The organism is Emticicia sp. 17c (assembly GCF_037153985.1).
GTDB lineage: Bacteria > Bacteroidota > Bacteroidia > Cytophagales > Spirosomataceae > Emticicia.
The window spans coordinates 982,449-1,006,367 of sequence record NZ_JBBAYI010000001.1; the positions used below are offsets into that span (position 1 = coordinate 982,449).

22 protein-coding genes and 1 pseudogene are annotated in these 23,919 nt (G+C 38.5%); 13 read left to right on the forward strand and 10 right to left on the reverse strand.

What is annotated here, in order from left to right; translation table 11 throughout:
- Positions 1-5: 5 nt before the first annotated feature.
- Complete coding sequence (locus WAA15_RS04110; RefSeq protein WP_337041197.1) at positions 6-665, reverse strand: heme exporter protein CcmB; 660 nt, start codon at positions 663-665, stop codon at positions 6-8.
- 244 nt (positions 666-909) lie between these two features.
- Between WAA15_RS04110 and WAA15_RS04115 the strand changes: the two genes are divergently transcribed.
- From WAA15_RS04115 to WAA15_RS04125, 3 genes are all read left to right on the forward strand, one after another.
- Entirely contained in the window at positions 910-1,155 is a 246-nt protein-coding gene (locus WAA15_RS04115; RefSeq protein ID WP_337041198.1) for a FeoA family protein, read from the forward strand.
- 36 nt (positions 1,156-1,191) lie between these two features.
- Positions 1,192-3,300 (forward strand): ferrous iron transport protein B, encoded by a 2,109-nt coding sequence (gene feoB / locus WAA15_RS04120; RefSeq protein ID WP_337041199.1) that lies wholly within the window; start codon positions 1,192-1,194, stop codon positions 3,298-3,300.
- A gap of 149 nt (positions 3,301-3,449) precedes the next feature.
- Positions 3,450-3,827: a co-chaperone GroES gene (locus WAA15_RS04125; protein WP_337041200.1), complete on the forward strand. Its 378-nt coding sequence runs from the start codon at positions 3,450-3,452 to the stop codon at positions 3,825-3,827.
- Here the strand turns inward: WAA15_RS04125 and WAA15_RS04130 are convergent.
- The 4 genes from WAA15_RS04130 to msrB all read right to left on the reverse strand — a co-directional run bounded on the left by WAA15_RS04130 (position 3,824) and on the right by msrB (position 7,490).
- The gene (locus WAA15_RS04130; protein ID WP_337041201.1) at positions 3,824-4,246 is read right to left on the reverse strand and encodes a thioredoxin family protein; all 423 of its coding nucleotides are present in this window, start codon (positions 4,244-4,246) and stop codon (positions 3,824-3,826) included. The genes WAA15_RS04125 and WAA15_RS04130 overlap by 4 nt on opposite strands.
- Positions 4,247-4,312: 66 nt before the next feature.
- Complete coding sequence (locus WAA15_RS04135; RefSeq protein WP_337041202.1) at positions 4,313-5,962, reverse strand: serine hydrolase domain-containing protein; 1,650 nt, start codon at positions 5,960-5,962, stop codon at positions 4,313-4,315.
- Positions 5,963-6,020: 58 nt separating this feature from the next.
- Entirely contained in the window at positions 6,021-6,845 is an 825-nt protein-coding gene (locus WAA15_RS04140; protein ID WP_337041204.1) for a helix-turn-helix domain-containing protein, read from the reverse strand.
- 78 nt (positions 6,846-6,923) lie between these two features.
- Positions 6,924-7,490: a peptide-methionine (R)-S-oxide reductase MsrB gene (gene msrB / locus WAA15_RS04145; protein WP_337041206.1), complete on the reverse strand. Its 567-nt coding sequence runs from the start codon at positions 7,488-7,490 to the stop codon at positions 6,924-6,926.
- Between the two features lie 334 nt (positions 7,491-7,824).
- On the opposite strand from msrB, the gene WAA15_RS04150 reads away from it, so the two are divergent.
- A complete protein-coding gene (locus WAA15_RS04150; protein ID WP_337041207.1) occupies positions 7,825-8,607 on the forward strand; it encodes a DUF4344 domain-containing metallopeptidase in 783 nt (260 codons plus the stop codon).
- 42 nt (positions 8,608-8,649) lie between these two features.
- Here WAA15_RS04150 and WAA15_RS04155 read toward each other — a convergent pair whose 3' ends face one another.
- Positions 8,650-9,930: a DUF6515 family protein gene (locus WAA15_RS04155; RefSeq protein ID WP_337041208.1), complete on the reverse strand. Its 1,281-nt coding sequence runs from the start codon at positions 9,928-9,930 to the stop codon at positions 8,650-8,652.
- A 997-nt stretch (positions 9,931-10,927) separates the two neighbouring features.
- Here WAA15_RS04155 and WAA15_RS04160 point away from each other — a divergent pair.
- Positions 10,928-12,166: a dicarboxylate/amino acid:cation symporter gene (locus WAA15_RS04160; RefSeq protein ID WP_337041209.1), complete on the forward strand. Its 1,239-nt coding sequence runs from the start codon at positions 10,928-10,930 to the stop codon at positions 12,164-12,166.
- A 138-nt stretch (positions 12,167-12,304) separates the two neighbouring features.
- On the opposite strand, the gene WAA15_RS04165 is transcribed toward WAA15_RS04160, so the two are convergent.
- Positions 12,305-12,706, reverse strand: a complete 402-nt coding sequence (locus WAA15_RS04165) for a hypothetical protein (RefSeq protein WP_337041210.1) — start codon at positions 12,704-12,706, stop codon at positions 12,305-12,307.
- A 106-nt stretch (positions 12,707-12,812) separates the two neighbouring features.
- Positions 12,813-13,478 (reverse strand): uracil-DNA glycosylase, encoded by a 666-nt coding sequence (gene ung / locus WAA15_RS04170; protein WP_337041211.1) that lies wholly within the window; start codon positions 13,476-13,478, stop codon positions 12,813-12,815.
- A gap of 201 nt (positions 13,479-13,679) precedes the next feature.
- Between ung and apaG the strand changes: the two genes are divergently transcribed.
- Together apaG and fumC are read left to right on the forward strand one after the other, a co-directional pair.
- Positions 13,680-14,072 carry a Co2+/Mg2+ efflux protein ApaG gene (gene apaG / locus WAA15_RS04175; protein ID WP_337041213.1) on the forward strand — a complete coding sequence of 131 codons (393 nt, stop codon included), beginning with the start codon at positions 13,680-13,682 and terminating at the stop codon, positions 14,070-14,072.
- Positions 14,073-14,231: 159 nt separating this feature from the next.
- Positions 14,232-15,632 carry a class II fumarate hydratase gene (gene fumC / locus WAA15_RS04180; RefSeq protein ID WP_337041215.1) on the forward strand — a complete coding sequence of 467 codons (1,401 nt, stop codon included), beginning with the start codon at positions 14,232-14,234 and terminating at the stop codon, positions 15,630-15,632.
- 52 nt (positions 15,633-15,684) lie between these two features.
- Here the strand turns inward: fumC and WAA15_RS04185 are convergent, their stop codons facing one another.
- Positions 15,685-17,175 (reverse strand): DUF1501 domain-containing protein, encoded by a 1,491-nt coding sequence (locus tag WAA15_RS04185; protein WP_337041216.1) that lies wholly within the window; start codon positions 17,173-17,175, stop codon positions 15,685-15,687.
- On the reverse strand, positions 17,172-19,913 hold the full coding sequence (locus WAA15_RS04190; RefSeq protein ID WP_337041217.1) for a DUF1553 domain-containing protein: 2,742 nt from the start codon (positions 19,911-19,913) through the stop codon (positions 17,172-17,174). Before WAA15_RS04190 ends, WAA15_RS04185 begins: the two co-directional genes overlap by 4 nt.
- A 165-nt stretch (positions 19,914-20,078) precedes the next feature.
- Between WAA15_RS04190 and WAA15_RS04195 the strand changes: the two genes are divergently transcribed.
- The 6 genes and pseudogenes from WAA15_RS04195 to WAA15_RS04220 form a co-directional block, all read left to right on the forward strand.
- Positions 20,079-20,426 (forward strand): MmcQ/YjbR family DNA-binding protein, encoded by a 348-nt coding sequence (locus WAA15_RS04195; protein WP_337041218.1) that lies wholly within the window; start codon positions 20,079-20,081, stop codon positions 20,424-20,426.
- Positions 20,427-20,433: 7 nt separating this feature from the next.
- The gene (locus WAA15_RS04200; protein ID WP_337041219.1) at positions 20,434-21,477 is read left to right on the forward strand and encodes a hypothetical protein; all 1,044 of its coding nucleotides are present in this window, start codon (positions 20,434-20,436) and stop codon (positions 21,475-21,477) included.
- Positions 21,478-21,498: 21 nt separating this feature from the next.
- On the forward strand, positions 21,499-22,344 hold the full coding sequence (locus tag WAA15_RS04205) for an HAD-IIA family hydrolase (RefSeq protein WP_337041220.1): 846 nt from the start codon (positions 21,499-21,501) through the stop codon (positions 22,342-22,344).
- A 27-nt stretch (positions 22,345-22,371) separates the two neighbouring features.
- Complete coding sequence (locus tag WAA15_RS04210) at positions 22,372-22,974, forward strand: M949_RS01915 family surface polysaccharide biosynthesis protein (protein ID WP_337041222.1); 603 nt, start codon at positions 22,372-22,374, stop codon at positions 22,972-22,974.
- 14 nt (positions 22,975-22,988) lie between these two features.
- Positions 22,989-23,333, forward strand: a complete 345-nt coding sequence (locus WAA15_RS04215; RefSeq protein ID WP_337041223.1) for a tRNA-binding protein — start codon at positions 22,989-22,991, stop codon at positions 23,331-23,333.
- Positions 23,334-23,379: 46 nt separating this feature from the next.
- Positions 23,380-23,847: pseudogene (locus WAA15_RS04220) on the forward strand (HYC_CC_PP family protein); the annotation flags it as partial.
- Positions 23,848-23,919 lie beyond the last annotated feature (72 nt).

Consider the following 23,919-nt stretch of genomic DNA (forward strand, 5'->3'; position numbering starts at 1 on the left):
ATAGCTTAACTCCTCCATAAATAAGGAAAAAGCAGATAACTAATACTTAGCACGATAGCGTCAATACCCAACAAGGTTGCTATTTCGTCGGTACTGGTATTCCAGCCTAAGCCATCCATAGCATTTTTAGATAACTTTATTACCATTAGTAACATTGGTAAAATAATCGGGAAGCTCAGAATTGCCATCAAAGTTGACGTGTTTTCGGCTTTAGAAGCAATGCCTGCCACCATTGTTAGGGTTGTAGCAAAACCTATCGCCCCTAATATAATACTGACAATATACATACCCATGTTACTTACGGGGTTGCCCAACATTGTAACATAAATCAGAAAACCAACCAGTGCCAGCACAATCATCAGAATGGTATTGTAAATTATCTTCGACAAGATAATTCCCTGCGGGCTTGCCAATGTATAATAATACAACTGACGCCCTGCCCCTTCCTGCGTGAAACTTTTGGTAATAGAATTAACAGCCGTAAAAAGCAGAATTATCCAGAATAACGTATTCCAAGTAATGGGGTCAATAGTTTTAACTTTAAGGAAACTCATGTAACATACAAAGACCGTACTAATGATATAAAGAAGCATACCATTTAAGGCATATTTCTGTCGCCACTCCAACCGGATTTCCTTTTCAATAAGTGCTCTGATTTCTTGCATGTACTACCTCCGATAATTAAAAGACTTACTATCGTGCTACAAAGGTAGTATGCAAATGTTTAGGATTTTATGATTTTGATTCTTTTTTTCATCGATTTTACTTTCTGCAAATCACAAAATATTCTTGTTATTGGGCTTAAATGCAGGTTTTATTTTTATAAAAAGAAGTTAGTAAGAAAATCTTTTTTATTTACGAACAAAAACTGTTAAACTTGCGTTCTATTTAAAACTATTCTAAATAAGCGTGGTAAAATTTCCCGAAAAGACCGTAGCAGACCTAAACATTGGAGAAAAAGGAATCATAAATAATTTTAAAGATGTATCAATGTCTTTGAAATTATTAGAAATGGGTTGTTTACCAGGAACCGAAGTCACATTAGATTTTATTGCTCCATTAGGTTGCCCTGTTGGAATAACAGTGGCAGGTTATCATCTCTCTTTACGGAAAAGAGAAGCAGCAACTATTGTGTTAAAGCCCAGTCAGGTTTAGTAAACAAACCCGATTGATTAAATTCTGGATAGTAAAGTGAAAGAAAAAAAAATAATAGCACTTCTTGGCAACCCTAATGCAGGCAAGTCTTCTCTGTTTAACCAATTAACCGGACTCAGACAGAAAATTGGTAATTTCCCCGGTGTTACTGTTGATAAAAAAGTGGGTTTTTGTCGACTAGATGCTAAAACTGATATCGAAATCCTTGATTTGCCCGGTACTTACAGCATATACCCTAATTCGTTAGACGAACAAGTAGTGTTAGAAGTATTGGCAAACCCTCAAAACCCCGAATACCCCGACCTAGCCGTTGTTGTGGCAGATGCCTCAAACCTTAAACGGAATATGCTTCTTTTTGAGCAGGTAAGCGATTTGGGGATTCCGACCATTCTGGCCTTGAATATGCTCGATGTAGCGGAAGAAATGGGGCTTTCGATTAATAGTGGTAAGCTATCAAAGATTTTAGGCGTACCCGTAGTAGAACTAAATGCCCGCGAGGGTATTGGTATCGAAGGGCTGAAATATACTATTCTGAATCAGCTTGATTTAAAAAAGACACACATTAACCCCACTATTTTTGATAATACCTCAGAAACCATAGCCTCAGAAGTACGCAAGAAATATAATATTTCAAACCGGTATCTGGCATTGCAGTATGCGGCGCAATCGCACAAAATGACGTTTCTGGGAGATGCTGCTCAGAAAGATTTACAGGCCATTATTGAAAAATATGATTTCAACCCTGATTCGTTTCAGTCTTCTGAAACTATCAGCCGCTACCATGATATCAGCGATACACTCACACAAGTAGTTCATGAAACGGGTATAAAAAAAGAAACCATTTCTGAAAAACTCGATAAAATTCTGTTACATCGGATATGGGGCTATGCCATTTTTTTGGGTATTCTGTTTTTAATATTCCAGTCTGTTTTTTCTTTTGCAGAATATCCGATGGACCTGATTGACCAGTCGGTAGCCAGCCTGAATGACTGGTTAAAGTCGGTTCTTCCCGAAAGTGCGTTAGTAAGCCTGCTTACCGATGGGCTTATAGCCGGAATCGGTGGTGTTATTATATTTATTCCTCAGATTGCGTTCTTATTTGCTTTTATATCTATTCTGGAAGAGTCAGGATATATGGCACGCGTAGTTGTGTTAATGGATAAACTAATCAGGCGTTTTGGAATGAGTGGTAAATCGGTAGTGCCGTTAATTTCGAGCATGGCTTGTGCTGTACCCGCTATCATGTCGGCACGTACTATTGGTAGCTGGAAAGACCGCCTCATTACAATAATGGTTACCCCCTTAATGAGTTGCTCGGCAAGGCTTCCTATTTATACCATTCTGATAGCATTGGTTGTACCTGACTCAAAAGTGTTGGGTATTTTCAATATGCAAGGAATTGCCTTGATGGGGCTTTATCTCTTAGGTTTTTTCTCAGCTCTGATAGCAGGCTGGTTAATGAAACTTATCCTGAAATCGAAAGAGCGCAGTTATTTTATTATGGAGCTTCCTACTTATAAAATGCCCCGCTGGAAACAAGTAGGTTTCATGATTCTGGAAAAAGTAAAAACATTTGTTTTTGAAGCCGGAAAAGTAATTGTGGCTATTTCAATAGTGCTATGGGTGTTGGCTTCTTATGGGCCCGGTAATGAAATGGATGAAGCTGAAAAGCAAGTAACAAGAACGAATCCGACAGCGACAAAAGAAGAATTAGCCTCAAAAATTGCCTCCGTAAAACTTGAACATTCGTACGCAGGGCATTTTGGCAAATTTATTGAGCCTGTAATTGAACCTTTAGGATATGACTGGAAAATTGGTATTGCGCTTATTACTTCATTTGCAGCCCGTGAAGTATTTGTAGGAACTGTATCTACCATTTATAGCATTGGTGCTGACCCTGAAGATGAAACAACTATCAAACAACGCCTGAGGAATGAAATAAATGCACAAACTGGTAAGCCGACGTTTTCGGTAGCTACATCTTTTTCATTATTGATTTTTTATGTATTTGCCATGATGTGCATGAGTACCATAGCTACTGTTTACCGCGAAACCAAAGGATGGAAATGGCCAGTTATTCAGTTGGCTTATATGTCGGTTCTTGCTTATGTTGCAGCTTTTATGGTGTATCAGTTTCTTAAATAAAAATATAAAAGCGTTGTTCTGATTGAACTAATAGACACTTAAATTTATTTATAATGCAAGGGCATTTAGTAAATGTCCTTGCATTATTTGCTATTAAGCAAGTGATTGGTAGTATTTTCCAATAATTTTGTAATCCATATTTTTTAGTTATGCTCGGTGTAACAGCAGATAATAAACTTAAAAGACTTATTATAGTAGGCGACAAAGTATTAATAAAGCCTAAAAACCCCTCAGATAAAACAACTACCGGTTTATACCTACCGCCTACCGTAACCGAAAAAGAAGAAGTACAAAGCGGTTATATTATAAAAGTTGGGCCGGGGTATCCGCTTCCGCAACAAACCGAAGACGAACCATGGAAAGAAACGGAAGAAAAAGTAAAATATATGCCCTTACAGGCACAAGAAGGCGACTTGGCTATATATTTACAACGACACGCCATTGAGGTAATGTATGAAGATGAGAAATACGTTATCTTACCTCAAGCCTCTATTCTTATGCTTGAGCGTTTTGAAGATTTAGTTTAGTGCTCATCGGCCTTTTTTAATACAAAGTTTGCTTCATCAATAAACGTTTCAGGCATCATGATGCCTTCAATTCGATGGAGAGCCTTCCCGTCAGGCGTAACGAACAAATAGGTTGGATACGCTCCTACTTTATATAGGTTTCGTACCACGCCCCCTTCGGCGGTATCTCCATCGACTTTGAAATTAATGAAACGTTTATTGTAAACTTCGGCTACTTTCTTGTCCAGAAAAGTATGCTCATCCATCCATTTACAAGGCCCACACCAAGTAGCGTACACATCAATAAATATTATTTTTTTGTTTTTCTGTGCTTCTGCCAGTACTTGCGACATACTACTGCCTTTAACAAAGTTTATCTGTGCCAGTGTAGTTGTATACCCTCCCATGGCGACTAACATACAAAAGATTATTTTTTTCATAGGTTTTCTGGAAAACACACAAAGCTAATCAATCTTTCTGGAGCTTGACAAAACAGTTACAAAATGTTATTTTATTACTGCTGGCAATATATACTCCTGCATGATTTTATCTACCTGTGGGTGTGCGTAAGGTCTGTTATAGGCTTTTGCTGTAACAACCACAGTTAACGGAATATCTTTAAAGATATATATTTTGTTTCCGCCATTACCTGCGCAATAAAATGTTTCATAGGCTTTATTGTCTACAATAAAGGTTTTATTCCAAAATAAGTAACCATAAAACTCATTGTTACGGCCAGGAATAGGCAAATATTTAGTAAATGTTTTCTGTACCCAGCTAGCGGGTAAAATCTGCTGATTCTGCCATATACCTTTATTCTGATAGAGTTGCCCGAATTTAGCAAAGTCTAATGCCGACATCCGCAGCCCTCCGGCAGTACTTACTACTTTCTGAGGTGTATACTGCCACTCATATTTAGTAATGCCTAGAGGGGTAAATAGTTTTTTGGTTGCGTATTTTTCCAGACTTTCAGGTACTGATTTATTCAGCACATCGCCTAATAACATTACCCCAGCTGTAAAGTAATTCCATTTCCGGCCATTCGTTTTTGTGGAATCGACTGGTAAATCCAAAGTAAATTTTACCCAGTTGCTTGTAGGGTACATATTTTCTTCATTACCCGGAGAATCACTGTCATCATCAGAGCCATTAAAAGCCGAACTCATCGTCATCAGGTCTTTTATTTTAATAGTGTGCTTTGCGGGGCTATCATGCGCAAATTGTTGCAGGTCGTAAAACTCTTCAAGGGTTTGGTTTTCATTTTTTATATACCCTTCTTTAATGGCGATACCCATCATTGCCGACGTAAAAGATTTCCCTACGGAACGTGTATCGAGCAAGGTGTTTCTATTTGTGTTATTAAAATATTCTTCCAGCAACAGTTTACCATCTTTGATTACCACAATACTAGTAATCTCTTTAAACTTATTAAGTGCTATTAGTTTATTTAGTTCTTCGATTTTATTTATATCAAACGTTGCTTTAGAAACTTCCCACCCCGAACCAGACAAAATTGGCTGTACATTTATTTGCTCTGGCTTAATTTCAGGCTTTTTAATAATCAGTTTTATTTCTCCCTGTGCTATGATGTCGCCTATTCTTAAATCTTGCAGTTGCAAATAGGGCCTCATCTCCACTTTCAGCATGTGTGTTCCTTCATTTAGGGCTGTTTCTCCTCCATTAAGCATAAATCTGTTCCAGAGATAAATCGCCCACCAGTCTTCACCCGTCGAGTTAGTAAATGGCACCCGAAAAGTTGTGGTAGTATTTTTGTTAAGCCCAGCACCCGGATGCACGTTTTCTTTATAAATAAACTTACCATCTACATAGAAAGCAAACTGGTAATTGCCTTTTTTCGTAAGCTCTGTGGCTGTTAGGTCGGGGGCAAGTGCGTGTAGGTAATTTGTAATAGAATTGGCCATGAAAGGTCTGATATTCAAATCAGAAACAGGCTTTAACTCAAAACTTGTCAGGAAGTCGCTCTCTTTGTATTGTGCCAGAGGTATATTTCCATTCATAAAAGTAATACGCCCTACATTTGCCTGATGCAAAGGGCTGGTGATACCATCGGTTTGGACCAAGTCATTAACCTGACCATAAGCAGGCGTATAATAGCCTATACTAGCTAAAGTGAGAATTTGAATGAGCTTTTTCATTATTTTTCATTTAAAAGCTCAAAATTAAGAATCCAGAAAATTTAAAAATAGAATAGAATTAACATTCGAGATTTTGTTTGAAAATAATTCTTCGATGCTGCAAAGGGCTTATTGCATTAACGGCCCTGAAACACCGTATAAAATGACTTTGGTCGGAAAATCCACATTCAAATGTAATATCGGATAACGATTTCTGCGTTTGAGCCAAAAGTGAGAGTGCTTTTTCAACTTTTAATTTTCTGATGTATTCGCCCAGAGTACAGTTAAAGTATCTTGGAAAATCTCTTGAAAGGTGAACTGGATGAATGCCTAATTCAACAGACAATTCAGTTAGGCTTATTTTCTCGGTAAACTTTTCATGAAGCAGTTCTTTAATTTCTTTTACCCAAACGGGTTTGTTGTATAGCTTGCTTTTTTCTTCATACAACATTTTATTCAGAAGCTGCAGCAGAATACTTTGTACTGATAAATTAGTGGTGCTATCGTTCAGCTTGGTTTCTCTGAAAATTTTATATAAAAGAAACTTGGGTTCAGGGTTAGCAATGTTAATACTACCTGTAAGATTTCGTAAGTCGAAATCCTGTTGATGAAACCAATCGGGATGCAATTCAAGATGAAACCCACGGGTAAAGCCTTCGGGTTTAATATTATAATGAGGTTCCTGCCAGTTATGAAACAGCAGGCTTCCGGCTTGGCAACTATATACTTCTTTTTTATTGCCTTCAATTACTTTCCCCTGTAAAATAAAAGTAAAGTAAGCATTTTCATGATAATGCCAATCAACCTTAGGCTGGGTGTATTCAGTATCAGTAAGGGTCAGCCCGTCTAGCTGAACCGTCTGGTTAGTTTGCCCATGAAATTGCCCTGTTTGTAAATGCCTCATGCAGGTAAATATAATAAAGGCTTTCCTTACAGAAAAGCCTTTGTATGTTGGATACTACTGTTATTCCATCAAGAACTATTACAATTGTGTTTTATCATCAGGAATAAAATCAAGGGCAATGGAGTTCATGCAGTAACGTTTATGAGTTGGTGCAGGGCCATCGTCGAACAGATGCCCCAAATGCCCCCCACAACGCCCACATAGGGCTTCAATCCGGTGCATTCCGTGCGAGTGGTCTTCCTGATACACTACACTATTTTTATTTTCCTGTTCAAAAAAGCTCGGCCAACCACACATACTGGCAAATTTAGCATCAGAACGAAAAAGTTTGTTTCCACACGAAGCACAATGATAAGTACCAATACCTTTAAAGTTCCAGTATTTACCAGTAAAAGCACGTTCGGTGTCTTTTTCGCGCATAATGGCGTAGACATCGGGCGTTAATACTTTTTTCCATTCTGCATCGCTCACGTGCAATGGGGTGGTGTCTGTTAATGAATAATAGGGATTCTCCTTTTTAATTTCTTCGGCTTGCATAGTTGTATTTTTTTGTTTGGATTTGTTCTGGCATCCCATCATAAAAACTGCCACTACTAAAAATAGCTTAATAATAGCTGATACCTTTATTAGCTTTGTTCCATTCATTGATTTGATAAAAGTTTTATATAAGCCATACTTCTTCTTTAAAACATTTTCTTTCAGGAAAAAAATTCCCTTAGGCTATTTTCCAGTTTCTTAATTAATCTTAAATTTCATGTTTATCAAGAACCTTTTCAATGGCTTTTTTATTGTTCCAGTGTAGTATTATTCAAATGACAAGTTTGGGTCAATTTTACGTTTTGTATTAAACATTATATTAGCAAAACCATTGGGTAATAATAAGTATGTGTTATCATGAACAATTTTTTAAACCATTTACAGTATTACCTCCAATGAATATAAAATATAAGCCTAATAGAATAAGGCTAAAAATATGTTTATGCGATATTTGATTATCAGTTTTTTATGTTGCTGTTATTGCCTCAACTATGCGCAACAGGCACAAATGCCTGATTACGGAGATGTTAAGGTGGTTTGGAATAACAACATTAAAGATTCAAGTTTCCGAGATTTTCAGGAAGCTATCAAGAATACCGGTATTCTTGAAGCTATTGCGAAAGATGTAAACGGGTATCTGGCTTTACCTGAAGACCTCTACATTACTTTTGACGAGTGCCATAGAAATAATGCTTTTTATGATGCCCATACCAAGAAGGTTACCATTTGCTATGAGATGGTTACTTATTTGTACACATTATTTAAAGCTAAAACGCAGAATCCGGCACAGTTAAGAGAAATGGTTATTAACTCAACACTTTTTATTTTTTATCATGAAATGGGTCATGCCCTCATTGATTTAATGGACTTGCCTGTAACTGGGAAAGAAGAAGATACGGTTGATAATTTTTCGATTTTCCTGCTGGCTGATGGCAGCAAAAAAGGGGCATTAGCTGTGCTGGATGGAGCAATTGCTTTTTATTTAATGGGTGAGTCGTTCCAGAATACACAATTAAAAAATCTTGACCTTTGGGATGAACACTCGCTCGACCATCAAAGATTTTATCATATTTTGTGTATGCTCTATGGCTCTAATCCTGACCAACATAATGCGTTGATACGCAAGAAAATGTTACCTGATGAAATAACCTACCGCTGCATTGAAGATTATCGGAAAATTAAAAAAGGTTGGTTAACTGTGCTGGCCCCATGGATAAAAAAATAGGGATATATCGGCTGATATACCCCTATTCTGTAAGGCTCAATATTAATAGTTAATTTTTATTACCTCATACCAGATTTCTCCATCCTGAATTACGGCCCGATATTGAACTCCATCAACTATGTAATAGGTTTCTCCGTCAATAATTAACTGCTCGTATCCATCAGGAATACTTTCTACAAGAGCACCCACTGGCGGCGGTACTACTTCGTATTCGTCGCCGATAGGTCTGTAATAAGACCCATTATAATAATGGTATGGCCGCCCAAAGAAAGTATATACTTGGCAATCGAATGGCAAGATTCTTATTCTTAATCCAATTGGAGGATATGCCACTACATAGGTATCACGATAAGGACGATAATAAATACCATTATAATAACGATAGTTAATGCCTCCATAATAAACTGGTACACAAGATGTTGGCAATACTCTTATTACTGAATTATGGCGGGGTAAATTCCAGTATCTCCAGCTTGGGCTATTTCTGTTACCGTATCTGTTATCATATCTACGGCTATCATAAGCCCTGTTATCATATCTTCTACCATCATATCTGCCTCTATCATAACCACGGTTTCTATCACCGTAAATTACAGCGTTATCTCTACCTCCCCTGCTGTTATAAACTCCGTTTCTATCGTTATTATCTGGTCTTCCACCCCTATCGCCATTTGGTCTGTCCATTTCTGGTCGTCTGTTATCAATACGGTTATCGTTAGGCATTCTATCACTACCACTTCGCTCACCATTTGGTCTGTCCATTTCTGGTCGTCTGTTATCAATACGGTTATCGTTAGGCATTCTATCACTACCACTTCGCTCACCATTTGGTCTGTCCATTTCTGGTCGTCTGTTATCAGTACGGTTGTCGCTAGGCATTCTATCACTACCACTTCGCTCACCATTTGGTCTGTCCATTTCTGGTCGTCTGTTATCAGTACGGTTATCGCTAGGCATTCTATCACTACCACTTCTATCAGGGAAAGACCCACGGCTTTCGTATCTTGGCGTTTCCATTCGGGTTTCTCTGCTTTCACCTCTTGTTCTATCTCCGAAACCACCACGGTCGCCTCCTCTTTCTCTATTTACGGCAACTCTGTCGTTTCCTCTATCAAAAGAACCTCTGTCGTTCTGCATACGCTGCCCCCTACTTTCGCCGCGACCTCTATTGCTATTCCCTCCATCTCGCTCGCCTCTATGCCTTCCGTCCTGAGCAATAGTACCAATACTCATACCTGCTATCAAAATTAATGATGCAGTAAGCCCGCCTCTCATACTAGAAAGGAGACCAGATGCGCCGGTGATATTTTTATTCTCTTTCATTTTTTTCGTTTTATAGCTTATAGATGCAAATATTAGTTAAATGGTTTAATGAAACCCTAATCATTAACAATCATTAACATTATAACGCTCTTTATGTTGTTTTATTCTGCCATAACTCTTTATATATAAGCATTTTAAAGCCTATGGCATAATCTATTTCATTGTGCTTTTGATATTGTTTTTGTGTATTTTCCATGATAAGTCGATTTTATGTTAACTTATTTCAAGGCGAGCTAATACTAACAAAAAAGCCACCTCAAGATGAGATGGCTTTTTGCTACAACCCTAACCACTATGATGAAACAAAATCTACTTTAAAAATTTATTATTTCTCTGATTAAAATCTTTGTTTGTATTAGTTGAATGATACAATACGTACAGACCTAGCAATGACAATACTCCAATAAGGAGGATTTGTAGCGGGTAAATCATAACTACTCTGTTGAGATTTTTTCCTATTTCTAACTGTGTCAACATTTTTTTATAAGTTGTAATGAACAATGCAAAATTCCGAAACTATTATGATATTTTTTAGCGTAAAAACCCCTGTTATGTTATACGTACTGTACGGTATTTTTTAGTAACTCTACACTAAAGGCAAGTGAATAATAAATAGGTTAGCACAGAACACCTAAACACAAAAGATAACAGGAATGTTTTTTCCTATTTCTTATCGTAAAATTACTATTATTAAGACGTAAAATTATTACTAAATGTCACGGAAAAATTTATTTTTTTATTGTACGGCGGTTTATATATGTAAAAGGTCTGAATTAGTAAAAAACTGTATAGATTATAACCCTAAAATATTTTTTTTGTAGCAAAATGAATAAATAAATCAATATTCGGGCTGTAAGGATTTTGACTACTTATATTTTTTAGCCATTATTGTATAATAAAATTCTGAATAGTGTAGCTCTGTCCCTTAAGAGCAATATATTCAGAGCCATAACCTAAACAAATATTACCCTGAAGGGAAAGGGCTTACCACTTCATTATGAAACTAAATATTACCTGGAAAATTTTTATTGGTATGATATTAGGTATCCTTATGGGCTACCTTCTGAATGTCTATTTAATTTTTGACCCCAATGCCCTCGAATCGTGGAGCAAATACCTGAATATATTAAGTACTATCTTTCTGCGGCTGATTAAAATGATTATCGGGCCTTTGGTTTTCTCGATTCTGGCAGTTGGTATTGCTAAGTTAGGAGATTTCAAAACAGTAGGAAGAATTGGGGCCAAAACATTAGGATATTTTTATTTTGCCACTATTTTATCGCTTCTGACAGGTTTAGTAGCGGTAAATGTGCTACGCCCGGGTAAAATTATGGATATTGCCCTGCCTGTGTCAGGAGCTAAAACCGATATTGAAGCCAAGAAAATGACTCTGGAAAATTTTATTACCCATCTTTTTCCGCAAAGTTTTTTCGAGGCATTGGCACATAATGAAATTCTACAAATAGTTATTTTCTCGGTATTTTTTGGTATTGCTACTGCTGCTATTGGCGACCACGGAAAAGTTATCATTAAAGGGCTTGACGCCGTAGCAGAGGTGATGTTCAAGATAGTAGGCTATGTGATGGGCTTTGCTCCATACGCTGTTTTTGGCTCGGTAGCTGCTGTTATTGCCCAGAAAGGGCTTGGCATTCTGAGTGGTTACTTATACCTCATTATTTGTTTCTTTGCTACGCTGGCATTTTTTATACTCGTTATTTTACCAATTATTTGTTTCTTTGTAAAGGTACCTTACTGGAAGCTCATGTCTTATGTAAAAGACGCGCTATTTCTTTCGTTCAGTACGGCTAGTTCAGAAGCCTCGATGCCACTACAAATTGAGAAACTAAAAGAATTTGGTATTTCTGAACGAATTGTGAGCTTTGTATTGCCACTTGGATACTCTTTCAATCTGGATGGTTCCATGATGTACATGACCTTTGCAACGGGCTTTATTGCTCAAGCCTATGGCATTGAATTATCGATAGGCCAACAAATTACCATGCTGCTTACATTATTGATTACCAGCAAAGGTATTGCAGGCGTGCCGCGTGCTTCGCTGGTGGTAATTGCAGGAACAATGTCATTATTTGATTTACCCTCACAAGGGCTAATCTTATTATTGGCTGTTGACTGGCTGCTTGATATGGGGCGTTCGGCGACTTCTGTGGCTGGTAACGCCGTTGCCACAGCAATCGTAGCTAAATGGGAAGGAGAATTAAAGGAAATAAAACAATAATTAAGACCTTACAAATACGCATAATAAACATGAGTCATCCCGAATTTTGGATGATCCTTAAATGAATTAAGGCATCCCAGCAATTAAAGATGGCTAATCTTAGTCAGTAAATCGGTATCGGAGCCATTCGGTACCGATTTACTGTTCTATAACAACACTTTTGAGTAACTTAGCAATGAAACTACTCCTATTTCGAATCACCAAGAGTAGAAAATCGTAAACCAAGGTAACAGTAGCCATTAGTTTACGTCTACTTTCCCATTTTTTACTCCGAAGTAGATTGCTGATGCGTTTAGCTCCTGCTGGAGTATGGGCCAAACCACACATATAAGATACTAGCTCACTTAATAATAAGCCCATTTTCTGATTACAAAACACCAGTATAGCCATAAATAAATCAAAAAATGTATGGCTTAGACGTGTATCTATCTGATTAGCACGGATTGTTAGAACACTTTGAAGATATTGAACAGATTGTGTTAGAAGAAAGTCACCTGTCTTATTACTTGTATGCTTAGTTTTTGATATTACTGTAAACATAAAAAAGACCTTCTGGTAAAAATTGTGTTTGCAGTGATTCACAAATTTAACCAGAAGGTTCTTTTTTTAATTAGCATTCTTAAAGTCGGGATGACTGACTCATGTTTTACCATTCAACAGTTGGTAAACCTTTGCTCTGCAAATAATTATTGGCCTGACTAAAATGCTTGTTTCCGAACCACCCACCATAATTAGCCGACATGGGCGACGGATGCTTGGCTTTTAGTACAAAATGTTTATTCGAGTCGATAACTTTGCCTTTATCTTGCGCATATTTGCCCCATAGCATAAATACAATTCCTTCTTTTTCATCGTTCAGGCATTTAATTACGGCATCAGTAAATACCTCCCAGCCTTTCCCCTGATGCGAGCCAGCCGCACCAGCCCTAACTGTAAGAGTAGCGTTTAGAAGTAACACCCCTTGCTTGGCCCATCTTTCCAGATTTCCTGTTTTCGGAATAGGTTTTCCTAAATCATCATGAATTTCCTTAAAAATATTCACTAGCGAAGGTGGCGAAGGCACACCGTCATTGACAGAAAAACACAAACCATTGGCCTGACCCGGCCCATGATAAGGGTCTTGCCCAAGAATTACCACGCGGGTGCTATCAAAACTACATTTATCAAAAGCATTAAAAATTAATTTCCCCGGCGGGTAACAAACTCCATTTTTATATTCATTCCGTACAAATTCAATCAGGTTGCCGAAATACTCTTTTTCAAACTCTTCATGAAGCCGTGCCTTCCAGCTTTCTTCAATTTTAACATCCATATTTATTCAGATTAAAGTTATGTTTTGCTTATTTATCCCCTAAAGTACAGCAAATTATGGTGCCATGCCGCCGCTAAACAACTTTTTTTAAAAAAAATAGTGTTTTATATTAAAAATATGTTACTTTACAAAACGAATTCCCAAATTGTTAAAAAATACACAAGTAATCTCTGATTACTATTGATGAATCTACTATAAATTATGACCACGATTACGGCATCAACTGAGGGCGTAAAGGTTAGCGTACTAACTGAATATCAACCTGAATATTCAAGCCCCTATCAATTACATTTTGTTTTTAGCTACCGCATACGCATCGAAAACCACAGTGATAACACTGTTCAGCTCCAACGCAGGAAATGGATAATTTTTGACTCTAACGCTACCGTCAGAGAAATCGAAGGTGAAGGTGTTGTGGGGCTGACACCCATTCTGGAACCCGGAGAAAGCCATGAGTATATATCAGGATGCAGCCTTAAATCTTCCATCGGAAAAATGGTTGGGTCTTATGTTATGGAACGTCTGGTGGATGGTAAAAAATTCAAGGTCAAAATTCCTGAATTTAGTCTTATTGCTCCATTCCGCCTAAATTAATACGCATTGAAAATTCTTTGAAGCACGGCAAAATGTCGTGCTTTTTTTGTGCCTTCAATTGAGAAAAAAATATTAAAAAGCTACCAGCCTTTATTTTTCTGATTTACTTTTGCACCGACATTTATTTTCAAATCACTTATTTCTAATTCATAGATTATTATGCAATACAGAATAGAAAAAGATACGATGGGCGAAGTTCAGGTGCCTGCTGATGTTTATTGGGGAGCACAAACCCAGCGTTCTATTGAAAACTTTAAGATTGCTCAAGATATTAATAAAATGCCTAAAGAAATTATCAAGGCTTTTGCCTACCTGAAACATGGTGCAGCTTTGACCAATTTTGAGTTAGGTGTTTTACCCAAAGAAAAAGCCGATTTAATAGGTACTGTATGTCAGGAAATTCTTGACGGCAAACTTGACGACCAATTTCCACTAGTAGTATGGCAAACAGGCTCAGGTACACAGTCGAACATGAACTGCAATGAAGTAATTGCGTATCGTGGGCATGTACTACAAGGTGGCGAACTAACAGATAAAACCAAGTTCTTGCACCCAAACGATGATGTAAATAAATCGCAGTCATCGAACGATACCTTCCCTACGGCCATGCACATTGCGGCCTATAAAATGCTAATTGAAGTAACGATTCCGGGAATCGAGAAACTTCGTGATACACTTGCCGAAAAATCAGCCGCTTTTAAAGAAGTGGTAAAAATTGGTCGTACACACTTTATGGATGCTACGCCTCTTACTTTAGGGCAGGAGTTTTCGGGATATGTATCTCAATTAGACCACGGTCTGAAAGCTATCAAAAACTCATTGGCACACTTGTCTGAACTTGCCCTTGGCGGAACAGCCGTAGGTACAGGAATTAATACTCCAACAGGATATTCCGAACTAGTTGCTAAACACATTGCCAACTTAACAGGGCTACCATTTGTAACAGCAGAAAATAAATTTGAAGCATTAGCCGCACATGATGCTGTTGTAGAAGCTCACGGAGCATTAAAAACAGTAGCCGTAAGTTTAATGAAAATTGCTAACGACATTAGAATGCTTTCATCAGGCCCACGCTCAGGTATTGGTGAAATTTTTATTCCTGACAACGAGCCGGGTTCATCTATTATGCCCGGTAAAGTAAATCCAACTCAATGCGAAGCGCTAACCATGATTGCCGCACAGGTTATGGGGAATGATGTTGCCATTAACGTAGGTGGTGCCATGGGTCATTTTGAGTTGAATGTATTTAAACCTGTTATGATTTACAACTTCCTGCACTCTGCCAGATTAATTGGAGAAGGTTGTGTATCGTTCAACGATAAATGTGCAGTAGGTATTGAACCATTAAGAGAAAATATCAAAAAACACGTAGATAACTCGTTGATGCTTGTTACTGCCTTAAATACAAAAATCGGATATTATAAAGCGGCTGAAATTGCGCAAACGGCCCACAAAACCGGAAGTACATTAAAAGAAACAGCAATCAGACTTGGTTACCTTACTGCGGAAGAATTTGACGAGTGGGTAAAACCGGAAGATATGGTCGGTAGTTTAAAATAAATACATTCTTTGCCCTTTCTCTGGCAAATAGTTACAGAGAAAGGGCATTTTTTTATGCCAGAACTTCATTAATTACTTTTCCGGCCACATCTGTCAGCCGGAAATTTCTACCCTGAAATGGAAAAATCAGCTTTTCATGATTAAAACCCATCAGATGCAAGATAGTTGCTTGTAAATCATGAATGTGAGTTCTGCCATTAATACCATAATAACCTATCTCGTCGGTTTCCCCGTGTGAATATCCTTTTTTAAGCCCTGCTCCTACCATAAACATGGTAAAGGCATCTACATGGTGGTCACGACCTTTATAGGGTGTATTGTTATCACCAGCCCTGTTTTCCATCATGGGTGTACGGCCAAATTCGCCTCCCCAAACAATAAGTGTATCTTCTAATAAGCCTCTTTGTTTCAAGTCAAGAATCAAAGCCGAAATAGGTTTATCAACATATTCAATGTTCCGGCGGAGGCCAATATCTACCCCGCTACCTGCATCAGTTCCATGGTTATCCCAGCGGCGGTCAAATAACTGCACTACTCTTACCCCTTTTTCAAGTAGTTTCCTCGCAAGTAGGCAATTATTGGCGAAACTGGATTTCCCGATTTCGGTACCGTACATTTCATGAATATAAGCTGGCTCACCCGAAATATCCATTGTGCCTGGTACTTCTGCCTGCATTCTGTATGCTAGCTCATATTGCGAAATTCTGGTTAATATTTCAGGGTCACCTATTTCCTGATATGTCAGTTCGTTGATTTTGTTAATTGTTTCGATAGATTGTTTTCTTAGGGTACTATCTACTTCGCCGGGGTTATTGATATATAATACAGGGTCACCTTTTGAACGACATTGCACACCCTGATATACTGACGGCAGAAAGCCATTCCCCCATAAATATTTACCTGCACTAGGCTCAGACCCCGAAACCAACACTACATAACCGGGCATATTCTGATTTTCAGAGCCTAGCCCATAGGTTATCCACGACCCTAAACTTGGCCTGCCTACTCTGGCACTTCCTGTGTGCATAAATAATTGCGCTGGCGCATGATTAAACTCATCGGTATGCATAGCTTTCAGGAAAGTAAGCTCATCGGCGAGTTTAGGCAGATAATTAAAGTAATCAGAAAACCACGCTCCTGACTGTCCGAATTGCTGAAATGTTGATTGTGGCCCCAACATTTTAGGCACCCCTTTAATAAAGGCAAACCGTTTGCCTTCTAATAAAGAAGGTGGGCAAAGCTGGCCATCCAGTTTTGCGAGTTCAGGCTTATAGTCGAATAGCTCTAATTGTGACGGCGCTCCCTCCATGTGCATAAAAATAATGCGTTTGGCTTTAGGTGCAAAATGTGGTGGCCTTACAGCCAAAGGGTTTTCGTCGATTCCGGTTAGCAGTTTGGCCGATGTTTCACCCAAACAACCACCCAACAGGGAAGAAATAGCCAAACCACCTAAACCCGATGTACATTGTTTCAGGAAATGGCGTCTGGTATTAAATAAGGCCTTATCAACAAAGGCTTCTTGTATTACTGAAGTTCTTTTCATTTGGTCAGGAATTCATCAAGGTTCATCATTGCATTAGCCGTAAGGGTCAGGGCTGTTAGCTCTGGGTCATTATTCTTCTTTCTTCTCAGGCTAATTAGTGCTTGCTGGTACAACTGGTCTAGTAGCTTTGTTTTAGGAGCCGACGGCAACTTTTGAAACATATACTGATACCCCAGTTTTAACTGCTCGTCAACACTTTTTACCCTTGCCATTTTTATTCTGAGGGCTATATTCTGTGCAGCTGCATAAAATACGGTATCGTTCAAAGTTGTTAATGCCTGAAGTGGTGTATTAGTACGGATTCGGCGAGAGGTACAGACATTGCGCTGCGGGCTGTCGAAAGTTATCATGGACGGGTACGGATTCGTACGTCGCCAATAGGTATAAACGGCGCGTCTGAACTGATTTTTCTTTGGCTCTCTTCGCCAACTATCGTCAGTAGGGTTTGGTGGACGAACACTAGGGCCATACATTTCTTCATTAAGCAAATGACTAACAAATAATGCCTGGTCTCTGATTTGTTCTGCCGACAGCCTTACCCGTGGCCCTCTGGCCAGAAGCAAATTACGTGGGTCTTTTTCGAGCAATTCTTTGCTTACATTATTCGATTGCCTGTAAGTGGCCGACATTACCATAAGTTTGAGTAAATCTTTTACCTGCCAGTTCTGCTGATACATAAACTGAACCGCCAGCCAGTCGAGCAATTGCGGGTGGGTTGGTTTGCTCCCCATCGTACCAAAATCTTCCAATGATTCTACAATGCCATTGCCAAATAATTGTTCCCAAAAACGATTTACCATCACACGGGCCGTCAGGGGGTTGTCTTCACTAACCAACCACTGGGCTAGCCCCAAACGGTTGGCAGGTATGTTTTTTGAAGTAGCTAACGAAGCTGGCACAGCCGCTTTTACTTCTTCTCCATGTAGCATCCAGTTACCTCTGATGAACAAATGTGTTTTGCGGGCACGACTTTGTGGCCGTTCGAGTGTAACAGGAGTAGTAATACTTTCAATGCTGGCTAGTTTTGTGAGAGAATCGTTAAACGCCTTAGAAAATGTATTTTTTAAAGGATTTTTCGATTCCAGTGCCATCCAGTCTAGATGTATGAGGTCAGTCCAGAAATTTTTTCCTTTCCTATACACCAGATACACATCATGCACTCCTTTTGTAGGCTTCACACTTCCAGTTGAAGTGGTGTAGTCTTTCCAACTATACCAACGTTCATTAACTTCGGTTTCACTACACTTGGTTTCAACTCTACTAATTAACTCTCCGTCCGAACTACCCAGACGCATCTCAATAAATGAATTTGCTGCTCCACTCTGATACCGGTAAGTTACCTGAGTAATATTAGTTAAATCAACATCTTCATAAACAGTATAAGCACCCTCAGTAGTTTGCATAATTGTTTTTTGGTTATTCCATAGCTCAATATGCCTACTGGTGCTATCAAAGTCTTCTGCCTCAATTCGGTAAATACCCATACGCCTCAGATAATCCTGTTTTTGTATATCTAAAGGAATATCAGCCGCTACTGGCAATTGCTTTTTTTCAAAGCTTTTCAGCCAGCCAAGTAGTTTTTTTAGTTCCTGCTCTTTTTCAGCCGAATACGTTCTGAGCAAGGGCTTATCGTTATAAAGGTCACGGTCTTGTGTATTATTAAAAAAAGCAAATGACTGATAAAAATCTTTTTGCCTGAATGGGTCGTATGGGTGGCTGTGGCATTGTACACAAGCCATGGTGGTTCCCTGCCATACTTCCCATGTGGTAGAAACCCTATCAAACAAAGCCATGTTTCTGAATTCTTCATCGTTGGTTCCGCCCTCATCATTAGCCATTGTATTCCGATGGAAAGCCGTAGCTATTAGCCGGTTTTCCAGCTCTCTGGCAGTCAGGTTTGTTGGTTTAGGCAGTAAATCGCCTGCCAGTTGATGAATCGTAAACTGGTTGAAAGGCATATTGTTATTAAAGGCTCTGATTACCCAGTCGCGGTATTGCCAGATACTCCGGTCAAGGTCTTTTTCATAGCCTTTAGAGTCGGCATATCGGGCTAAATCAAGCCACATTACTGCCCAACGCTCGCCAAAGTGAGATGATTTGAGCAGCCTATCAACCTGTTTTTCGTAGGCATTAGGGCTATTATCTCTCAGAAAAGCCTGCGTTTCTTCGATTGTAGGTGGTAACCCTATCAAATCCAGACTTAAACGGCGTAAGAGAGCGGCTTTATCTGTTTCGGCTGAATGGCTTAGACCTTCCTGCTTTAGTTTTTGCAGAACAAACTTATCTATGTCATTCACAACCCATTTGTCGTTTAGCTCAGGCGGCCTGATAGATTTATCAGGTTTAATATAGGCCCAATGTTCTTCCCAGTTTGCACCTTCATTAATCCATCTTTCTATCTTGCTTATTTCGTCGCTGCTGAGGGGGTCTGCATCCAGTGGCATTCGAGCTTCTTTATCATGGGTTTTCAGGCGTTTAACCAGCTCTGAATTATCGGCATCATAAGGGATAATGGCAAACTTACCCGATTTAGCTTTTGCTAATGCCTCTTCTCTGAAAAGCAAACTGAAACCTCCGCTTTTTTTTACTCCACCGTGGCAAACAATACATTTTTTATTAAAAATAGGCCGTATTTCTTCATTATAGCTGATTTTTTCACGGCTAAAACGAAAAACAGATACTGCCGCAATAATAACAGCTATACTCAGGCTTATCCAGGTTAATTTCTGATAACTCATTATTTCACTTTACTTGAAAAATCTTTTGTAATTTCATCAAAAAATAGTACGAATACAAGTTTTTTTATCATTATACGGCAGGAGTCAAAAAAACTACCATTATTATACACTTTTATATTTATGACTGTTGAGTATATTTGAAAGTCTTATATAAAACTCGCTTATATGGTAAATGAAGCAACTTTCAGAGAAATAGCTCTTTCGTTTCCAGAAGTGGTTGAAGAACCTCATTTTGAAAAAAAATCTTTTCGAATCAGAGGCAAAATTTTTGCTACTTTATCTACTTACGAGCAGCGTGCCTGTCTGAAACTCTCGGTAATTGACCAATCGGTGTTTTGCAGCTTTAAGCAGTCTGTTATATACCCTGTTGCCAATAAATGGGGAAAACAAGGCTGGACGCTTTTTGCTTTGGCAGAGATTGATAAAGACCTGATTCAGGATGCACTCAGCACGGCTTATCAGGAAGTAGTAAAAAAGACTAATTACCGTAAGCGTAACTCAAGCCCGAAATAAGTATATCATGAGAATAATAGATTATCCTAGTATAATAAAAATAGCATGGGCTAACTTCGATGCCTCCAAGAGCATCGAGTCAATCGAAGATATTAGCGCAAAGGTGTCAACCAACCATGTTTTCAGGGTTAAATTTGATAATGACGATATGATTATTGCCAAGTTATCTTACTTCGGCACGTATGAGCATTTCAAGGAAGACCACCAGATTATTCATGCTCTTTCTAATAATTTGCTATATCCTTTCGAGAACGTGCTGGCGAAGTCTTTGGTAAAAGACAATGAAGTATACACGTATCGGTACAACGATGGTACAATAGATGCTTGGGTAGTATTTTATAATCCTATCAGGAGTTTGCACAGGTTACCCCGACGGCTGGATGAAGAACATATCCGAAAACTAGGTAGCGAAATAGCCAAATTTCATAAAGCCTGTGCCAGAGTAAGCACAGTTTTGCCGAAAGCCTCTAAAACCTTACGCTCTGACATTCAGGACCTACTGGGTATTCTGGATACAGAAGTGGGACAGTTTGAACACCGAATGCACATTGATGACCTGCGAGAACAATGCGAGATTTTTCTGGAAAACCGTCAGAAACTTGTGGCAAAAAGTGTAGAAACCATGCCTGTATTTATGGATTGGAACATAGGCAATTTTTCGGTTACTAAAAATCTTGAATTATATTCACGTTGGGACTATGACTGGTTCCGAATAAGCTATCGGGTGATGGATTTTTATTTCTTTAGCCGTGTAGTTTCGGACATTGGCGATAGAACCGTATTTAGCTACTATATAGGGCCACTCATGGAAGACCGTTTTATTATGTTTTTACAGGAATACCACAAGGTGTATCCGCTCAGCGAAAACGAGGTGCTTTTCATGAAAGAAGCCTATCGTTTTTTTATACTGAATTATGTAATCAAGTATGGCCGGTATTTCTTTCATAGAACCTACGCAACCAAACTTCAGAGAGAAGCCTACGAAATCTATTTTCCGTCAATCGAAAAAGAATTTGATGCAGACAAAATTCTGAGTGCTTTAAATATTTAATCTTAACCCAAACCTTTACACATGCAGATTCACGATTTCAAAGCAGTAGTTGACCAATACAAAGTTATTTTTTTCGATGCCTATGGAGTGCTTAAAAATTATAACGGGTTGATTCCCGGTATAGAAAAAACATTTAAATACCTGAAAGAAAACCATAAGGAGTTTTATATTTTAACTAACGATGCCTCAAGAAAACCCCAACAACTGGCTGATTCGTACCATAAACTTGGTATAGCAGATGTTGTGCCATCGAACATCATTTCTTCGGGAATGCTGGCAATGGACTATCTTAAACAAAAAGTTAAAGGCGGGCAGGTTGTTTTTTTAGGTACCGAAGACTCTGCCTATTACATTGAAACACTTGGGTTGGAAGCTGTGCCTATCAGCAACCTTAACCTCAATAATATTGCTGATGTAAATGCGCTGGCTTTTCTGGATGATGAGGGTTTCGACTGGAAAACCGACCTTAATAAAACTATCAATCTTTTACGGCGCAAAAATATACCTGTTATTGTAGCCAATACCGATGCCACCTATCCGGTGTCAAAGAAAGAAATAGCCATTGCTATGGGAGGTTTGTCTGAAATGATAGAAGCCATTGTGGGCAAACAATTTGTTGGCTTTGGCAAACCAGACTCTCAGATGTTTATATTCGCTTATGAACATATCAAGAGCCAGTCTATCGAAAAAAAAGATATTCTGATGGTTGGCGATACTTTACACACTGATATTCTCGGGGGTAATAAGTTCGGACTTGACACTGTACTAGTTCTGAGTGGCAATACACAAGCCGAAGATGTAGAGGTAAACATCAAAAGTACAGGTATTATTCCTACTTATCTTTGCGAATCGGCCGTTATTGAATAGGCAAAATTATACTCAAACACCTTTAGGATGAAGGATTCACTGACTATTTTTCTGATACAACTTGTTTTTGTTTTTACAGTTTCGGGCCAGAAAACAATAATAAAAAACATTCCCGAAGAAACAATGAAGCAATTCAACACCTTCGGTACAACAGTGCTAAAAAGCGTGCAGTTCGCTGATAAAAACGGTACAAATTATTTGCTTATCACGATGGAAGAAGCGAGTAAAGACGATTATCATTCTAAAACGCTTCTGGTGCAACATTTCAAGGATGGGCCAAATAAACAACCAATACTTATCAGGCAAATTATTGATTTTGAAAGAGATTGCCCAGTTGATAACCAGTTAAATCTGCTTGAAAATTCGTTGACAATAGGCGATTTGGATAAAAACGGTTATAACGAAATTATTTTTTTGTATACAACGGGTTGTAAAGGAGATGTAAGCCCTTCAGGGCTTAAACTCATGGTGCTTGAAAACGGCAACAAAGCGGCAATAAGAGGCAAAACTGTGATTAAAGGGTTTAATTTCCCTCAGGATAAAGATATGGATTCGGCTTTCCGAAAGCTGCCTGCAATTGTACAAAATAAAGCCCAAAGTTTGTGGAGCAAATTTGAACAAGAATATTAAACACCCATTCATGTATGGAACAAAGTATTATCAGTTGGGAGGAATTTGAAAAAGTCGAGCTAAGGGCTGGCACTATTATTCAGGTAGACGATTTCCCGAAAGCACGTAAACCTGCCTATAAACTTCTGATTGACTTAGGCGCAGAAATAGGCATTAAACGCTCATCGGCACAGCTTACGAAGTTGTACTCAAAAGAAGAATTACTTGGCAAACAGGTTATTTGTGTAACTAATTTTCCACCCCGACAAATTGCCGATTTTATGTCGGAGGTTTTAACGACGGGTTTCATTCTGGAAGATGGGGAGGTGGTACTGGCACAATCTGAAAGAAAAGTGCCTAATGGCAGCAAGCTAGCTTAAATAATACAGAAATATTTTGGTAATCTGGTTTTAATTATTTACATTTGTACATAATTCACTGAAAACGGTAATGAAAAATACATTGTTCAAATTATTTAATGTTATGATGGCAGTAGTAGTATTGCTAAGTAGCACTGGATTTGGATTTGTTGAGCATTCATGTATTGTTAAAGGAAGAAGTAAATCTCTTCACAAAAAAGGTGAGTTGTGTTGCGCATCCAAAGATACTAAGCGTTTCCCGCTAAGCAGTAAAGATGCAACGCTCAAAAAAGCATCATGCTGCACCGAAGAAGAAAAATATGAAAATGTTGAATACTCTTCGTCTGTCTCTCAACTTGTAGCCAAATTCACACAAAACGCTTTAGATTGGTTTAAGTCTACCGTCCGTGAACTTGTGAGGACTATCATCGAGACAATCTTTGAAAGTCAGCAATCTTCATTGGCTCTTACCGCTTCTCCACCCGCTCATGATGGGCGAGAAATCATTACTGCCAAGCAATCATTCCTTATTTGATATTGTTGTAGAATAACTAACCGCAAATTATTTAGTGATTTGTGGCTTTTGCGTTTATTTCCGGTATCGGTA

Bases quoted from the DNA above. Each gene is read 5' to 3' on its own strand.
- WAA15_RS04110 (WP_337041197.1), bottom strand. From the start codon at position 665: ATGCAAGAAATCAGAGCACTTATTGAAAAGGAAATCCGGTTGGAGTGG.
- WAA15_RS04125 (WP_337041200.1), top strand. From the start codon at position 3,450: ATGCTCGGTGTAACAGCAGATAATAAACTTAAAAGACTTATTATAGTA.
- WAA15_RS04130 (WP_337041201.1), bottom strand. From the start codon at position 4,246: ATGAAAAAAATAATCTTTTGTATGTTAGTCGCCATGGGAGGGTATACA.
- WAA15_RS04135 (WP_337041202.1), bottom strand. From the start codon at position 5,962: ATGAAAAAGCTCATTCAAATTCTCACTTTAGCTAGTATAGGCTATTAT.
- WAA15_RS04140 (WP_337041204.1), bottom strand. From the start codon at position 6,845: ATGAGGCATTTACAAACAGGGCAATTTCATGGGCAAACTAACCAGACG.
- msrB (WP_337041206.1), bottom strand. From the start codon at position 7,490: ATGAATGGAACAAAGCTAATAAAGGTATCAGCTATTATTAAGCTATTT.
- WAA15_RS04150 (WP_337041207.1), top strand. From the start codon at position 7,825: ATGCGATATTTGATTATCAGTTTTTTATGTTGCTGTTATTGCCTCAAC.
- WAA15_RS04155 (WP_337041208.1), bottom strand. From the start codon at position 9,930: ATGAAAGAGAATAAAAATATCACCGGCGCATCTGGTCTCCTTTCTAGT.
- WAA15_RS04160 (WP_337041209.1), top strand. From the start codon at position 10,928: ATGAAACTAAATATTACCTGGAAAATTTTTATTGGTATGATATTAGGT.
- WAA15_RS04165 (WP_337041210.1), bottom strand. From the start codon at position 12,706: ATGTTTACAGTAATATCAAAAACTAAGCATACAAGTAATAAGACAGGT.
- ung (WP_337041211.1), bottom strand. From the start codon at position 13,478: ATGGATGTTAAAATTGAAGAAAGCTGGAAGGCACGGCTTCATGAAGAG.
- apaG (WP_337041213.1), top strand. From the start codon at position 13,680: ATGACCACGATTACGGCATCAACTGAGGGCGTAAAGGTTAGCGTACTA.
- fumC (WP_337041215.1), top strand. From the start codon at position 14,232: ATGCAATACAGAATAGAAAAAGATACGATGGGCGAAGTTCAGGTGCCT.
- WAA15_RS04185 (WP_337041216.1), bottom strand. From the start codon at position 17,175: ATGAAAAGAACTTCAGTAATACAAGAAGCCTTTGTTGATAAGGCCTTA.
- WAA15_RS04190 (WP_337041217.1), bottom strand. From the start codon at position 19,913: ATGAGTTATCAGAAATTAACCTGGATAAGCCTGAGTATAGCTGTTATT.
- WAA15_RS04195 (WP_337041218.1), top strand. From the start codon at position 20,079: ATGGTAAATGAAGCAACTTTCAGAGAAATAGCTCTTTCGTTTCCAGAA.
- WAA15_RS04200 (WP_337041219.1), top strand. From the start codon at position 20,434: ATGAGAATAATAGATTATCCTAGTATAATAAAAATAGCATGGGCTAAC.
- WAA15_RS04205 (WP_337041220.1), top strand. From the start codon at position 21,499: ATGCAGATTCACGATTTCAAAGCAGTAGTTGACCAATACAAAGTTATT.
- WAA15_RS04210 (WP_337041222.1), top strand. From the start codon at position 22,372: ATGAAGGATTCACTGACTATTTTTCTGATACAACTTGTTTTTGTTTTT.
- WAA15_RS04215 (WP_337041223.1), top strand. From the start codon at position 22,989: ATGGAACAAAGTATTATCAGTTGGGAGGAATTTGAAAAAGTCGAGCTA.